Source organism: Dechloromonas sp. ZY10 (assembly GCF_041378895.1).
GTDB classification, from domain to species: Bacteria; Pseudomonadota; Gammaproteobacteria; order Burkholderiales; family Rhodocyclaceae; genus Azonexus; species Azonexus aquae.
The window spans coordinates 2,624,174-2,637,601 of sequence record NZ_CP144212.1 but is presented as its reverse complement, the minus strand read 5'-3'; the positions used below and the strand labels follow the sequence as shown (position 1 = coordinate 2,637,601).

Sequence of the window (13,428 nt, the reverse complement as noted above, 5' to 3'; positions counted from 1 at the left end):
TTGCGGTAGAATCCTGCTTTCTCTTCGTTCGTCCATCATGGAATTCCTCGGCCAGTTTCTCGATCTCCTGCTGCATCTCGACAAGCACCTGGCGCTGCTGGTGCAGCAACACGGCTTGTGGATTTACGCGATCCTGTTTTTCATCGTGTTTGCCGAAACCGGCTTTGTCGTCTTCCCGTTTTTGCCCGGCGATTCGCTGCTCTTCGTGGCCGGTGCGCTGGCGGCGATCGGTGAGGGCGGCATGGACCTGAGCACCTTGATGGCGGTGCTGACCATCGCTGCCGTTCTCGGCAACACGGTCAACTACCAGATCGGCAAATATTTCGGGCCCAGGGTTTTCCACTGGGAAAGTTCGCGCCTGTTCAACCGCGCAGCGCTGCAAAAGACCCACGCCTTTTATCAACTGCACGGCGGCAAAACCCTGGTGCTTTCGCGTTTCCTGCCGTTGTTCCGGACTTTTGCCCCCTTCGTCGCCGGTATTGGCGCGATGCCTTTTGCCCGTTTCAGCTTTTTTAACCTGATCGGAGCGTTGGCCTGGGTGGTGTCGCTGTGCCTGGCCGGCTACTGGTTCGGCAACATGCCCTGGATCAAGCAGAACCTGTCGCTGGTGATCGTCGGCATCATCGCCTTCTCGCTGCTGCCGGTGCTGCTCGGCTATCTCAAGCATCGCGCTGCCTGATGCCGGTTGCCCCTGTTCTGCCGCTGGCCGCACTCATCCTGCTCGGGCTGGCGGCTTGCTCGACGCAACTGGGCAAGAATGGACAGCCAACGACCACGGTCGACCTGAAATATCTGGCCAAAACCGAGGTTGACCGGATTGCCGACCTCAATCGCCAAGAACTGGTATCGGGTTTGATGATGCTGGCCGACAAGTTGTACCGGCGCAATCCCCGTGAATGGAAAAAGGCCGGCCATCCCAGCCGTGAGGCGGCGCTGGAGCGGCTGAACCGGCGCCAGGCGCCACTCTGGCCTGAACTGACCGGCTTGCGCGAAGGTCCGGCGGCAGCGCTGGCCTTCAGCGATTCCTATGGTGGCGACCGCGTTGCGGCGCTGGTTTACGGTCTGCTGACCATGGTCGATGCGGCTTTCGAGCACAAGGAAAGTTTTTACCTGTTCGACCAGCTCGATGAACGCAAGCTGTACAACTGCGCGCGCAATGTCGAGGTCGCAGTGTGGAAGCTGGCGCATGACCGTAGTGCCGCCGGCGAGGCTTTCCTGCTGGCCAACGAACTCGATCCGGCCAACCGCAACCTGTCGTTCGAACGCGAATTTGGCCGCCTGATCGGCCTCCTCGATTTTCTCGCGCGCGTCGTTGCCGACCGCAACGGCCGCAGTTTTTCCCGGCTGACACAAAATGTCGCCACGATGATCTTCTTGCCCGTAGGTTTATTGAAATGAAAAAAATCGTCATCCTGGTTTCCGGTCGCGGCTCCAATATGGAAGCCATGCTCGCCGCTCGCGCCGCTGGCCAGTTGCCGGTCGAGATTGCCGCCGTGATCAGCAACCGCCCTGACGCCAAGGGCTTGGAAACCGCCGCCAACGCTGGTATTGCCACGCGCAGCCTGGACCACAAGGCCTACGCCAGTCGCGAAGACTTTGATCATGCGCTGGCCGCTTGCATCGACGAGTTTTCCCCCGATCTGGTGGTCCTGGCCGGGTTCATGCGTATCCTGACCCCGGACTTCGTCCGTCACTACGAGGGCCGCCTGCTCAATATCCACCCGTCGCTGCTGCCGTCCTTCCCCGGCCTGCACACGCATCAACGGGCCCTCGACGAAGGCGTGCGCATCCACGGCTGTACCGTGCATTTCGTGACGGCCGAACTCGATCATGGTCCGGTGGTCATCCAGGCCGCTGTGCCGGTGCTCGACAGCGACGATGAAAGCACGCTGGCGGCCCGGGTGCTGCGCCAGGAACACAGCATTTATCCGCAAGCGGTGCGCTGGTTTGCCGAGGGCCGGCTGCGGCTGGAAGGCGGCAAGGTGCGCCTGGCGGCCGAGTTGGTCGCCGACTGTGCCTTGATCGCGCCGCAACTGGCCGGTTAAGCGCGGGCCGGCGGCTTGCCGATGCTGCCTTTGCTGGCTGCCTTTGCCGCCTCACTGGCCTTGCATGCCGGGGCGTTGTTCGGGCCGGAAATTCCCTGGCCGGTGCTACTGCCCGAGGTCAATCCACCCTTGCAAGCCGAATTGCGGCCGTTGCCGCGTGTTGCCAGCGAACCGGCGCCGGTGATGGCGATGCCAACGCATCCGCCACGGTCGACTGGCGAAAAACGCAAAAAAGCTTGGCCTTTGCCGGCTGCCGAAGCCGCAGTACCCGAAGCGCCGCTGGTCGAGGCCATGCCGGCTGGCGGACCCGCCGACGCAACGCCGCAGTCGTCGGAACCGGCGTTGCCGGCTGTGGTTCCAGCGGCTCCCCGTTTGTCGGGTAGCGGATATATCCGCTACCAGGTGAGCAAAGAATCCTTGGGGCTGGTCATCGGCTGGGTCGAGCAGGTCTGGGAATTTTCCGGCGATGGCCGTTATCGCCTGCGCAGTCGCAGCGAAACCAGTGGTCTGGCCTCGTTGTTCCGACCGGTGCGTTTCGAGAGCGAGAGTGCCGGCCGGCTGGTTGTCGACGGTTTGCAACCGGAGTTTTACCGAACCCGCAAGAACGGCCGGGACCTGGGGGAAAATGCCGATTTTGATTGGTCGACCGTGAGCGTTACTCTGGCGCGTGATGGTCGGATGCTGCCGGTGCAGGTCGGCACCCAGGACTTGCTTTCCTTTCCTTACCAACTGGCCTATCTGTTGCCCGCTGGTGGTGCCGGCACCCTCGGCGTGGTCAGCGGGCGCAGTTATGAGGTGCAACAGCTCGAAGTGCGCGGCGAAGAAACGATAGAAACACCCGCCGGGCGTTTTTCCTGCATTCACCTGCTGGTGCGTGGCGGTAACCTGACCGAAGTCTGGCTGGCCTTCGAGCATTCTCATCTGCCGGTTAAAATTCGCTTTACCGATAAAAAGGGCGAGAGCTATGTCCAACTCGCCCAGCAAATCGGCAGCGGTGACCCGCCGCTGCCCGAGCCGAATACAGGAAATCCATGACACGCCACTCCTCCAAAAACAATGCTCCTTCCCCTTCTCCGGCCAAAGGCGCCACTCCGGGGGCTGCGCCGCGCAGTGCCCGCTTTACGCCGACCTTGTTCGTCCATGCCGAAGCACTGCTGACCCGCTTGCTCCGCTTCGAGCATCCAGCCGATGCGACGGTGTCCCATTACTTCCGCGAACATCGCCAACTCGGGCATGCCGACCGCGCCTTCATCGCCGAGAGCGTGTATGCCGTGCTGCGCCGCTGGCGCAGTCTGGAGGCACGGTGCCTGGCTGGTGGTGCGCGCGTGACTGTGCGCGGCCTGCTGCTGGCGATGTTGGCAACGGTACGTGGCTGGAGCTTGCGCGAACTGGCGCCGGTCCTCAAGGAAAGCGAAGAGCCCTGGCTGGCTGCAGCCAAAGCCTGCGATGTTGCAACGCTGGCACCGGCGGTCGCCTGTGACCTGCCTGATTGGCTGTATCAGCAACTGGCGGAAAATTATGGCGCCGCAGCGGTCCCCGAACTGGCACAGGCGCTGAATCAGGCTGCGCCGCTCGACCTGCGGGTGAACACGCTGAAAACCGATCAGGCTGCCCTGCTCGCAGCGCTGGCGGCTGATGGCATTGCCGCCAGTGCGGGGCGTTGGTCGCCGTTGGCGGTGCGCTTGCGCGACAAGCCGGCGCTGGCCAAGCACCCGCTATTTTTGGAGGGACATTTCGAGGTTCAGGATGAGGGAAGCCAGTTGCTGGCCTGCCTGCTGGCGCCCAAGCGGGGCGAAGCGGTGGTCGATTTTTGCGCTGGGGCCGGCGGCAAGACCTTGCTGCTCGGCGCGCAGATGAAAAATACCGGCCGTTTGTACGCCTTTGATGTCTCTGACCGGCGGTTGGCCAACATGAAGCCACGGCTGGCGCGCAGCGGCCTGTCCAATGTGCATCCGATCCGCATCGAACACGAGCGCGATACCCGGGTCAAGCGCCTGGCCGGCAAGATCGACCGGGTGCTGGTCGATGCTCCGTGCTCCGGCCTGGGGACCCTGCGCCGCAACCCGGATCTGAAATGGCGGCAGGCGCCGCAATCGGTCAGCGAACTGACCGCCAAGCAGGCAGCGATCCTGGCGGCTGCGGCGACTCTGGTGCGCCCCGGTGGGCGCCTGGTTTATGCCACGTGCAGCCTGTTGACCGTGGAAAACTTCGGTGTCGTCGAAGCCTTCCTGGCAGCGCATCCGGATTTCGTGTTACTGCCAGCGAGTGACGTGCTGGCCAAACAGCAGATCGAATTGCCCGGCACGGCCTTGAGTGCCGATTGTCTGCAGTTGCTGCCGCAACATCACGACACGGATGGGTTTTTTGCCGCCGTGCTGGAGCGTCGGGCATGAACGGAAAAAGCCCGGCACTCAAGCTGCTGAATGAGTTATGGGCGGATGTGGCCGATCCCGATTTTGTCTGGCAGGTTCTGGCCTTGGCCACCTGTCTGCTGCTTGCCTGGGCCTTTGCCCGCTGGTGGTGGGGGCGGCAGCACGACTCGGCCGGGCACCTGAAGCAGGCCAGCGCCCGGCTGGCCTTCCCGCTGGTCGCCTCGTTGCTGATCGGGGTGGCCCAGTTTGCGCTGGCACCCTTTGTCCATGTCAACTTGCTGAAGCTGGCACAGCCGCTGCTGGGGGCCATGGTGCTGGTCCGCACCGTGGTTTTCGTACTGCGCCAGGCTTTTCCGCAGGCTGGCTGGCTGGTTGCCTGGGAACGGATCATCGCAGCCCTGGTCTGGGGCTGGCTGGCGCTTTACATCACCGATCTGGCCCCGTATGTGATTGAGGCCCTGGAATCGGTCAGCTTCAAGCTCGGCAAGCAGAAACTCGATCTGTGGATGCTGCTGCATGGCCTGGTCACTGTTTTCCTGACCGTGGTTGTCGCATTGTGGGTAGCTGGGGTAATCGAAGGCCGGCTGATGCGGGTCGAGTCACTCGATTCCAGCCTGCGCATCGTCGGCGTCCGCGTGGCCAAGGCCTTGCTCACGGTGGGTGCGCTAATCACCAGCCTGTCGTTGGTCGGGATCGATATGACCGCGCTGTCGGTATTTACCGGGGCGCTCGGGGTCGGGCTGGGGTTCGGCCTGCAGAAGATCGCCAGCAATTACGTTTCCGGCTTCATCATCCTGCTCGACCGCTCGATTCGCCTCGGCAACATCGTTCAGGTCGGCAACGATGCCGGCCAAGTGACGCAGATTACCACCCGTTACACCGTTCTCAAGCATCCCGGTGGTACCGAATACATCGTGCCTAACGAGGCGTTGATCGGCAGCGTCGTCCAGAACCAGACTTATTCCGACAGCCGGGTTCGCCTGGCGACGACGATCGGCGTTGCCTATGCCAGCGATCTGGAATTGGTGATGCGCCTGATGAGCGAAGCGGCCGCCACGCATCCGCGTGTGCTGCCGGACCCGCCCCCGAAGGTATTGCTGACTCAGTTCGCCGACAGTGCAATTAACCTTGAATTGGGTTTCTGGATCGCCGATCCTGAAGAAGGGCGAGGTAATGTGCTCTCGGATGTGAATTTTGCCATTTGGAATGCTTTTAGAATTCATGGTATCGAGATACCCTATCCGCAAAGAGAGGTTCGCCTGCTCGGCACTTGAGTGTTTGCGCGGAATGTTGGTTCGCTCCCGTGGCGCCCGGTGCTGACCGACCAGGGCGACGGGAGACAGGGATGAGTGGTGAGCAAAAACAGATAGCCGGTGGCGGGTTTCCCCTGCCCGGTTTTATTGTCAGCGGCCCGCAAGGAATCGCGGTCGAGTTGGCTGCGCTCGATTCCCTGGCCTTGTTTCCTGAATTTGTGCAGTCGCTGTTTGCCAGCGGCAATTACCTGGTCGGACTGGATTACCCTTTATTCCAGAACCTGTTGTTCCACTGGTCGCTCGACGATATCGCTGCCGAACTTGAGCGGCGTGAGCAGGTGGGGGAACCGTCGACGGTGTTTTTGGCCAAGGCCGTGACGCTTTTCCTGCCGGAGCGCAAAGCGCTGTATCGCGGGCTCAAGATCGATAGTGAAGGACGGGAGGCGGAGTACCTGTTCGAGCCGCTGTTCATCGAGCGTGAGGAGCAGGAGGCGGTTTTCGGGCCGCCCGACGAACACGGTGACCCTACGATACTGGAGTACAGAAGCAAAACGCTGAGCGAGCCGGCCAGGCTGGAACTCGATGAACTGGTGGCCGCCGTCTGGCTGGGCGGGCTGCGTCTGGGAATCGATCTTGACCAGGTCCGGAGTGCCATTCTTGCAGCGGGTACTCAGTGGCAGGTGATCGCCCGGCAGCAGGCGCCGCAGCCCGGCCACGATGCAAGTCTTGAGGAGGCCTCCAGCACCCTGCACCGGGACAATACGCCGAAGATACGTCCCGATGGGCGCCTGGACTTGTGTCAGTACGCCAATCGCTTTCCTCAGGTGTTTTGCGACGACGTTCTATTTCGCAAATTGCCGAAGCAGGAAGGCTTGCCCGGGCGGGATGTGCGGGGACGCCTGCTGGCTCCCGAGCCGGTCAAGGACTTTGACCTGCATGCCCTGGCCGGAGAGGGGGTGCGTCTTGAGGCCCGAGAGGGGCAGCAATGCCTGTTGGCTGATCGTGACGGCTTTGTCGATATCGAGCCGCAGAGCGGCAAGATTTCGGTAATCGAAAAGATCGTCAATCGCGAAGGGGTCAGTTCGCGTACCACCGGCAATCTTGCGCTGAGTGGCGATGAGTACGAGGAGCATGGCGAGGTTCAGGAAAAGCGCCGGGTCGAAGGGCTGCACATGACCTTCCTGGCACCGGTATATGGGCATGTCGTGTCGCGTGGTGGGCGGATTTCCCTCAAGTCCAATCTTGGGGGGGGAGTGGCGGAAAGCCCGCAGGGCACGATCGTGATTGAAGGCGGTGCATCGAATGCCCGAATCGACGCTCATGGGGGCGAGGTCATCGTCAAGCGTGCCGAATCCTGCACCATTTTTGCAGCCAGGGTTCAGGCGGAGCATCTGGTCGGCTGTACGGTGGTTGCCGATGCGGCAGAGGTCGGGGTGCTTGAAGGAGGGGCGTTGGCCTGTAAACTGGCGACTATCGGCTGTAGTAGCGACCGGCGTGGAGTTCCGGCTCTGGTCAACTTGCGCTTGCCCGACCCGGGACCGTTGCAGGCACGTGAGTCGGCCGTGCAGCAGGCGCTGGCGGAGACCGAGCAAGGCATTGCCGGTCGCCAGGAGGTCTTGCGCGAATTGCGCGAACAGCGAGACATGAAAACCTATTTTTCACTGCATGCGCGCATCAAGTCGGGGGAGCAGGTCTTGTCTCAGCCGCAGTTGGCGCAATGGAATGCACTGGTGGCAAAGGTGTCGCCGTTATTGCGGGTGGCCCAGAAAATAACCGGGGAAATCCAGGGGTTGCGCCAGCAACTTGAGACCCTCGGGAATGAGCGGGATGCGGTTGAGAAGGCGCGCAGCGAGGCAGGTTTGGGCGTGGCGTGCGCAATCAGCGAAGTGCAGGGGGAGACCGAGGTTCGGGCTTGGCGCTACCCAGCCACGGCGAAGGCGCCGCATTTGCTGCCGGCCAAGGAACTGCAAACGGCAATGACCACTGCCTGTGTTGCGGTTGATCGCTTGTTTTCCGACGACCACGGCCAGTTTCACTGGCCCTGAGCCCGGTGAGGGAATGGGGACAGGGGGCGCTGCGGTTTTGCTATTCCTTGCGCCGTTTCTTCCAGTGCTGTCGTACGAGTGCGATGGCGACACCGGCACAGAGTGCTGCCAGCAGTGCCTTCAGTGGCTCTGCCTGGCCTTCGGCCAGCCAGTCAAAACCGGCAACGCCGACGAAAACCCCCAGGCTTTCGTTGATCGGCAGATGGTCGGCAAAAGCCATTAGTTGGCCGTACCCAGTTGTTTGCCGGTCGCCGGAAGCATTCCAAAGAGATAGTCGCGGGCAGCGGCGATAAATTGGTGGATATTGCTTTCCATGATCCTCTTTTCCTCCTGTAGGTTTTGTTGTTCCATCATGGGAGGGATTTTAGGAAAGACCGACAGTTTACGTCTGTGGCTGATGCGTGGTGGGTAGTAACGTCGGGTGTGCTTGCGTGACGTTGTGTAACAGGCGGGGCTGGGTCATCCTGGCCGGTGGCTGGGCCAGCATAGGGTCAGTCGGGCGCCGCCGAGAGGTGCATCGCTGGCTTTGGCCGTTCCTCCGTGCAACTCCAGGACGCGGCGGGCAATTGCCAGGCCCAGTCCATAGCCGCCGGTGGCTCGATCACGAGAGCGGTCAAGACGCGTGAAGGCAGAGAAAATGTGTTCCCGTTCATCACTGGGAATGCCGATGCCGTCGTCATCTACGTGGATTTGGACGCGGCTGTCGGCGAGTTCGGCACTGACGACAATCCGTGTACGGGCATATTTGAAAGCGTTGCGTAGCAGGTTGCGCAACGCATAAGGCATTGCTTTGCGATCCAGATCAACCGGGCAGGTTTCTGGCAATTGGCTGCAGTCGACCGTGACGTCGAGGCTGCGCCCAAGAACGCGGACGTTGTCCACTTCGTCGGTCAGCCACTCAGCCAGATCAACGCTGGAAAAATGCGGCTCCGGTGCCTCCCGCTCGAAACGGGCATAGGTCAGGCTGGTATCAATCAGATGGTCGAGTTCATCGAGGTCATCTTCCATCATCGACCACAGGCGTTGACGCTCCCCTTGCTCGTCGGTTTCGGCAAGCATTTCCAGTGCAAAACGCATGCGGGCAATCGGTGTGCGTAGTTCGTGCGAGATGCCGCAGGAGAGTTCCCGGTGCGTTGCAATCAGTTGCTGGACACGCTCCGCCATCCCGTTCATGGTGTCTGACAGGGGGGCGAACAACTGGCTGCGCGCACAGGGGGCGCGCGCTTCGAAGTCGCCGTCGCCGAGTGCGCGAGCCGTCTGGCGGAGTGCTTCCAGGTCGCGCCAGATCGGGCGTACCCAGAACCACAGTGCGATAGCGAAAATTACTCCGGTCAGGCTCCAGGTCAGCAGACGCAGCCTCAATTCGAGAGGCATTCTGTCGGTGAGTTCCGGATTGCGGCTGGAGGCAAGTGGGCCAACGACCAGAACGCGGCTGCTGGTGCCCAGTCGGTGGTACATGATGTCGCCGTCGTGGTCGATGGCAATGTCGCCAGCATCCAGTTTGGTGACTTGAGCAGCGGTCAGTTTTCGATCCAGGGTAATTCGTTCAACGATATCCAGGCGGTAAGAGAATTTCTCGTCGAGTTCCTTGATTTTCCTTTCCCAGGTATAGCGGGGATGGCGGAAAAGTTCGTCTTCGATCAGGGTGATCGTACCCCGCATGAAACGACGGGCGTAATCATCGGTGATTCCCCGCTGGGCGGTCGAGATGACGAAGTCGGCAGTGAAAGCGATGGCAACGAAAGATCCCATCGCCAGTAGATAAAAATTGAAAAACAGCTGCGATAGGCTGTAACGGCCACTCCGCCAGCGAGGCAAGGCAACCCGGAACAGCGAGCGGGCGAGACCGGCGCGCCTCCGCTCCTCCGGGGGCTGCTTAGTTCCAGTCATGCTTGCTGAACAGGTAGCCTTTGCCGCGTACGGTCTTGATCCGGGTGGGGTTTTCCGGGTCGTCGTTCAGCTTTTTGCGCAAGCGCGAAATGCGTGCGTCGATCGAGCGGTCGAGACCGTCAAAGCCAATGCCGCGTAGCTCCTGCAGCAGGTCGTCGCGCGACAGGACGTTGCCGGCATGCGAAGCAAGCAGCCAGAGCAGGTCAAACTCGGCGGTGGTCAGGTCAATGGTCTGGCCGGCGAGGCTGGCATTGCGAGTCACCTGGCTGATCCGGAACTGGCCGAAGACGAGGCTTTCATCGTCGCCGCCGGAGCCGCCGGTGGCTTCTGTGGCCGGGCGGCGGCGCAGCAGGGCCTTGATCCGGGCCAAAAGGACGCGTGGCTGGACAGGCTTGGCAATATAATCGTCGGCCCCCATTTCAAGACCGAGAATTTGGTCGAAATCCTCGTCGCGGGCCGTCAGCATCAGGATGACGCCTCGATAGGCCGGGCGGACGGCGCGGCAGACTTCGAGTCCATCCTTGCCGGGAAGCATCACGTCAAGAATTACCAGATCGGGTTGTTCTTCCAGAATGCGTGCTTCGGCGGTATCACCGCGAGGTTCGATGCTGACAGAAAAATCGTTCTTTCCGAGGTACTCGGCGGTGAGTTCGGCTAGCCGGGTGTCGTCTTCGACAAGCAGGATACGGGTATTCATGCGCGGATGTTAGCCGGGCTTGCGCCTGCGGTCCAGTTTTCCACTGGCGGCTACCGGACAACTGATGAGCAGTGCTTCGCCCTCGGGAAGCGAGATGGCCAAGGTTTCTCCATCGCCGTCGGCGGCTGCACAGCGATAGACGGTTAGCCCGGTGCAGACTTCGGCACTCAGCACTTCATGTTGTCCAAGATGGTCTGCGAGTGCCTGGCGGGTAATCCGTTGATATTCGAGTTGCGGTTTACGGCTCATTCCGCAGCAGTCTCCAGTGCTTTTCCTTGGTGCAGCATCAGGGTGAACTCCTCGGCCGGGACTGGGCGGCTGAAATAAAAGCCTTGTAGTGCGTCGCACCCGTATTCCCTCAGTAGTCCGAGTTGTGCTTCATTTTCCACGCCTTCGGCGACGACACGCATGCCTAGGCGGTGCCCCATGGCAATGACGGCATGGGCGATGGCGGCATCGTCGGCATTTTCATGAATGTCGCGAATGAAGGAGCGGTCAATCTTGAGTACGTCAATCGGAAAGCGCTTGAGGTAGGAAAGGCTGGAGTAGCCGGTTCCGAAATCGTCGAGCGACAGCAGGGCTCCCAGATTTTGCAGATCTCGCAGTGTGGCCAGCGTATTTTCCAGATCGTGCATCATCATGCTTTCGGTCAGTTCGAAGCCTAGTCGTTCTCCTGCAATCCCGAACTCCTGCTGAGCCGCGCTGATGGTATCCACCAGGTCGTCCTGCCGGAACTGGCGGGCTGAGAGATTGATCGAGACGCGGAGCGGCGGCAAGCCATGACTGTCCCAGTCGCGCAGGTCGCGGCAGACCTGGCGGATGATCCATTGGCCGAGCGGGATGATCAAGCCGGTTTCTTCGGCCAGGGGGATGAATTCACCTGGCTGAATGCGTCCGATGCGGGGGTGCTCCCAGCGGATCAGGGCTTCGGCACCGGTGATTCGACCGCTCTTGAGCGAGACGATCGGCTGGTAATGCACGATCAGTTCGTTGCGTTCCAGTGCGCGGCGGAGGTTGCCTTCCATGTCCAGGCGGTCTAGTGCCATATGGGTCATTTCTGGCGTGTAGAAGCGATAGTTGTTGCGGCCGTGCTCCTTGACTCGGTACATCGCGACATCGGCGTTGCGTAGCAGGGCTTCGCCATGCTCCCCGTCGCGGGGGTAAATCGCAGCGCCGATCGATGCGGTCACGTATATCTCCTTGCCTTCGAGGTGGAAGGGCTGGCTGAACGCCCGCAGCACTTTGCTCGCAACGATGGCGAGATCATCTGCTGCCTGCAGTCGGCCAACGACGATCACGAATTCATCTCCGCCCAGGCGGGCGACTGTATCGCTGTCGCGCACGCAGGTTCCCAGGCGTTGGGCAACGTGCTTGAGGAGTTCGTTGGCGGGGGTATGGCCGAAGCCATCATTGACCAGCTTGAATCGGTCTAGGTCGAGTAGCAGTACTCCTGCCAGCAGTCCATCGTCGCGGGCCTGGGCGATTGCCTGGCCGATCCGGTCATTGAGCAGGTTACGATTGGCCAGCCCGGTGAGAGTATCGTGGTTTGCATGGAAGGCGAGTTGTTGCTCGTAATTGATGCGTTCGGTGACATCATTGATGATGCTGACGAAATGTGTGGTCATTTCCCCGGCTTCGTCGCGAACCGGGGAAATGTAGAGTTCATTCCAGAACAGGGAACCATCCTTGCGGTAGTTGCGAAGAATGGCGTGGCCGTCGTGGTGATTGCGCAGTGCATCGCGAATCGTGCTCAATCCCTTCTGGTTCAGGTCGTCGCGGACCAGAAAGCGGCCGCTGATTCCGATCACCTCGTCCGGGCGATAGCCGGTAATCCGCTCAAAGGCAGGATTGACATACACAATCGGATGGTCGAGTTGGGTTGAGGAGGTGATCATTACTCCGTTCGAACTCGATTCGAGGGCTCGGGACAACTGGCGGAGGCTTGATTCCATGCCGCTCCGGGCGCGCTCTCCCCGCATTCTGGCCAGGGATTCGGCAAGGTTGTCGGCAACAATATGCAGTAACTGTTGCTCGTCGGCGTTCAGGCCGGTTGCGCTTTCGATTCCCAGTAGCCCGAGGCATTCGCCGTTGTGTTCGATTCTGGCGATCAGGTGGGCAAGTCCGGAGGCTTCAAAGCTTGCCCAGTCGACCGGCGGGGTATCTTTCGCTGCTGCCGCGCTGAGTTCGGCATAGGTCTTGCCCTGTCCTGGGGGAAACAGGGCAATGCAGGCCGTCCGGTAGTCGCCGGTATCGACCAGGGTTTGGCAGGTGTCGCCAAGAAGTTCGTCTTCGTGGCAGCAGGATTGTCGCAGGCGCGCAATGGCCGCAAGCAGGGCCAGCAAAGAACTGCCACTGCGACCCGGTTGTCCGGATGGCAGGTGCGGATTGTGGTGTGGCACGGATTGTCTTCTCCACTATTTTTGCCATTACGGCTTATATTATTGGCCCGCATTATGCGGGCAGTTGCGCGGGCTGGCAATTCGCTTGCCGATTCTCATTTGCGCGCAGACTGATGTCTTGGAGAGAGTTTATGCAGCAACGTGATAATCCTCGGGGTGGGCCGGTTTTGCAGAGTTTGGCCGAGGTTCCCGATCGGGCCTGGTTTGCCGCGCTGGGGCTTGGGGTATTCGGTTTGGTCGCAGCCGGGATGGCTTTGCAGCAGTTGGTCAAGATTGCGCCTTGTCCATTGTGCATAGCCCAGCGAGTCCTCTATCTGCTGATTGCGGGGCTGGCGTTGGGGGGGGTCTGCTGGCCGCGGGGGCGTTCCTTGTGGTCGGTTTTGATTGGCGCGGTGACTTCGTTGGGGTGGTTGATTGCAGCCTACCAAAGCTGGATGCAGGCTTACCCGCATCTGGCACCGGAGTGTAGCTATACCGATCCAAATGTCCTGGAGCGCCTTGTCGATTGGCTGGGGATGCACTGGCCATCGCTGTTTTTGGCGACCGGGTTTTGCAGTAGCCGGGACTGGGAGTTTATTGGGTTGTCGCTGGCAAACTGGTCTTTGTTGGTGTTTACCGGAATTCTCTGTTTTGTTGGCTGGTTGTCGGTGCGAAAGCACTGAGTTTCGGAGGGGCCCTGGCGTACGTCAGGGCAAAAAAACAAAACCCGCCGAGAAGGCGGGTTTGT

Annotated in this window: 13 protein-coding genes; 8 read left to right on the top strand and 5 right to left on the bottom strand. The window is 60.8% G+C overall.

The genetic code is table 11. The features are described 5' to 3' along the window. Window positions 1-37: 37 nt before the first annotated feature. The 7 genes from VX159_RS11970 to VX159_RS11940 all read left to right on the top strand — a co-directional run bounded on the left by VX159_RS11970 (window position 38) and on the right by VX159_RS11940 (window position 7,715). The gene (locus VX159_RS11970; protein WP_371323117.1) at window positions 38-679 is read left to right on the top strand and encodes a DedA family protein; all 642 of its coding nucleotides are present in this window, start codon (window positions 38-40) and stop codon (window positions 677-679) included. Continuing rightward, window positions 679-1,398, top strand: coding sequence for a hypothetical protein (locus VX159_RS11965; RefSeq protein ID WP_371323116.1), 720 nt, complete (start codon window positions 679-681; stop codon window positions 1,396-1,398). Before VX159_RS11970 ends, VX159_RS11965 begins: the two co-directional genes overlap by 1 nt. Beyond that, on the top strand, window positions 1,395-2,045 hold the full coding sequence (purN, locus tag VX159_RS11960) for a phosphoribosylglycinamide formyltransferase (RefSeq protein WP_371323115.1): 651 nt from the start codon (window positions 1,395-1,397) through the stop codon (window positions 2,043-2,045). Before VX159_RS11965 ends, purN begins: the two co-directional genes overlap by 4 nt. 21 nt (window positions 2,046-2,066) lie before the next feature. Next, window positions 2,067-3,080 (top strand): DUF3108 domain-containing protein, encoded by a 1,014-nt coding sequence (locus VX159_RS11955; protein ID WP_371323114.1) that lies wholly within the window; start codon window positions 2,067-2,069, stop codon window positions 3,078-3,080. Beyond that, the gene (locus tag VX159_RS11950; protein WP_371323113.1) at window positions 3,077-4,438 is read left to right on the top strand and encodes an RsmB/NOP family class I SAM-dependent RNA methyltransferase; all 1,362 of its coding nucleotides are present in this window, start codon (window positions 3,077-3,079) and stop codon (window positions 4,436-4,438) included. The genes VX159_RS11955 and VX159_RS11950 overlap by 4 nt, the downstream gene beginning before the upstream one ends. Further along, entirely contained in the window at window positions 4,435-5,691 is a 1,257-nt protein-coding gene (locus VX159_RS11945; protein ID WP_371323112.1) for a mechanosensitive ion channel family protein, read from the top strand. The genes VX159_RS11950 and VX159_RS11945 overlap by 4 nt, the downstream gene beginning before the upstream one ends. A 71-nt stretch (window positions 5,692-5,762) precedes the next feature. Next, entirely contained in the window at window positions 5,763-7,715 is a 1,953-nt protein-coding gene (locus VX159_RS11940; RefSeq protein WP_371323111.1) for a flagellar assembly protein A, read from the top strand. A gap of 40 nt (window positions 7,716-7,755) precedes the next feature. On the opposite strand, the gene VX159_RS11935 is transcribed toward VX159_RS11940, so the two are convergent. The 5 genes from VX159_RS11935 to VX159_RS11915 form a co-directional block, all read right to left on the bottom strand. Then, entirely contained in the window at window positions 7,756-7,935 is a 180-nt protein-coding gene (locus VX159_RS11935; RefSeq protein WP_371323110.1) for a hypothetical protein, read from the bottom strand. Window positions 7,936-8,174: 239 nt separating this feature from the next. Then, on the bottom strand, window positions 8,175-9,605 hold the full coding sequence (locus tag VX159_RS11930; RefSeq protein WP_371323109.1) for an ATP-binding protein: 1,431 nt from the start codon (window positions 9,603-9,605) through the stop codon (window positions 8,175-8,177). Further along, the gene (locus VX159_RS11925) at window positions 9,592-10,302 is read right to left on the bottom strand and encodes a winged helix-turn-helix domain-containing protein (protein ID WP_371323108.1); all 711 of its coding nucleotides are present in this window, start codon (window positions 10,300-10,302) and stop codon (window positions 9,592-9,594) included. Before VX159_RS11925 ends, VX159_RS11930 begins: the two co-directional genes overlap by 14 nt. Window positions 10,303-10,311: 9 nt before the next feature. Next, window positions 10,312-10,551: a hypothetical protein gene (locus VX159_RS11920; RefSeq protein WP_371323107.1), complete on the bottom strand. Its 240-nt coding sequence runs from the start codon at window positions 10,549-10,551 to the stop codon at window positions 10,312-10,314. After that, window positions 10,548-12,701, bottom strand: coding sequence for a putative bifunctional diguanylate cyclase/phosphodiesterase (locus VX159_RS11915; RefSeq protein WP_371323106.1), 2,154 nt, complete (start codon window positions 12,699-12,701; stop codon window positions 10,548-10,550). Before VX159_RS11915 ends, VX159_RS11920 begins: the two co-directional genes overlap by 4 nt. Before the next feature lie 131 nt (window positions 12,702-12,832). Between VX159_RS11915 and VX159_RS11910 the strand changes: the two genes are divergently transcribed. Beyond that, window positions 12,833-13,363, top strand: a complete 531-nt coding sequence (locus VX159_RS11910; RefSeq protein WP_371323105.1) for a disulfide bond formation protein B — start codon at window positions 12,833-12,835, stop codon at window positions 13,361-13,363. The last annotated feature ends 65 nt before the right edge of the window (window positions 13,364-13,428 follow it).

Bases quoted from the DNA above. Each gene is read 5' to 3' on its own strand.
- purN (WP_371323115.1), top strand. From the start codon at position 1,395: ATGAAAAAAATCGTCATCCTGGTTTCCGGTCGCGGCTCCAATATGGAA.
- VX159_RS11945 (WP_371323112.1), top strand. From the start codon at position 4,435: ATGAACGGAAAAAGCCCGGCACTCAAGCTGCTGAATGAGTTATGGGCG.
- VX159_RS11950 (WP_371323113.1), top strand. From the start codon at position 3,077: ATGACACGCCACTCCTCCAAAAACAATGCTCCTTCCCCTTCTCCGGCC.
- VX159_RS11930 (WP_371323109.1), bottom strand. From the start codon at position 9,605: ATGACTGGAACTAAGCAGCCCCCGGAGGAGCGGAGGCGCGCCGGTCTC.
- VX159_RS11910 (WP_371323105.1), top strand. From the start codon at position 12,833: ATGCAGCAACGTGATAATCCTCGGGGTGGGCCGGTTTTGCAGAGTTTG.
- VX159_RS11940 (WP_371323111.1), top strand. From the start codon at position 5,763: ATGAGTGGTGAGCAAAAACAGATAGCCGGTGGCGGGTTTCCCCTGCCC.
- VX159_RS11965 (WP_371323116.1), top strand. From the start codon at position 679: ATGCCGGTTGCCCCTGTTCTGCCGCTGGCCGCACTCATCCTGCTCGGG.
- VX159_RS11970 (WP_371323117.1), top strand. From the start codon at position 38: ATGGAATTCCTCGGCCAGTTTCTCGATCTCCTGCTGCATCTCGACAAG.
- VX159_RS11920 (WP_371323107.1), bottom strand. From the start codon at position 10,551: ATGAGCCGTAAACCGCAACTCGAATATCAACGGATTACCCGCCAGGCA.
- VX159_RS11925 (WP_371323108.1), bottom strand. From the start codon at position 10,302: ATGAATACCCGTATCCTGCTTGTCGAAGACGACACCCGGCTAGCCGAA.
- VX159_RS11955 (WP_371323114.1), top strand. From the start codon at position 2,067: ATGCTGCCTTTGCTGGCTGCCTTTGCCGCCTCACTGGCCTTGCATGCC.
- VX159_RS11935 (WP_371323110.1), bottom strand. From the start codon at position 7,935: ATGGCTTTTGCCGACCATCTGCCGATCAACGAAAGCCTGGGGGTTTTC.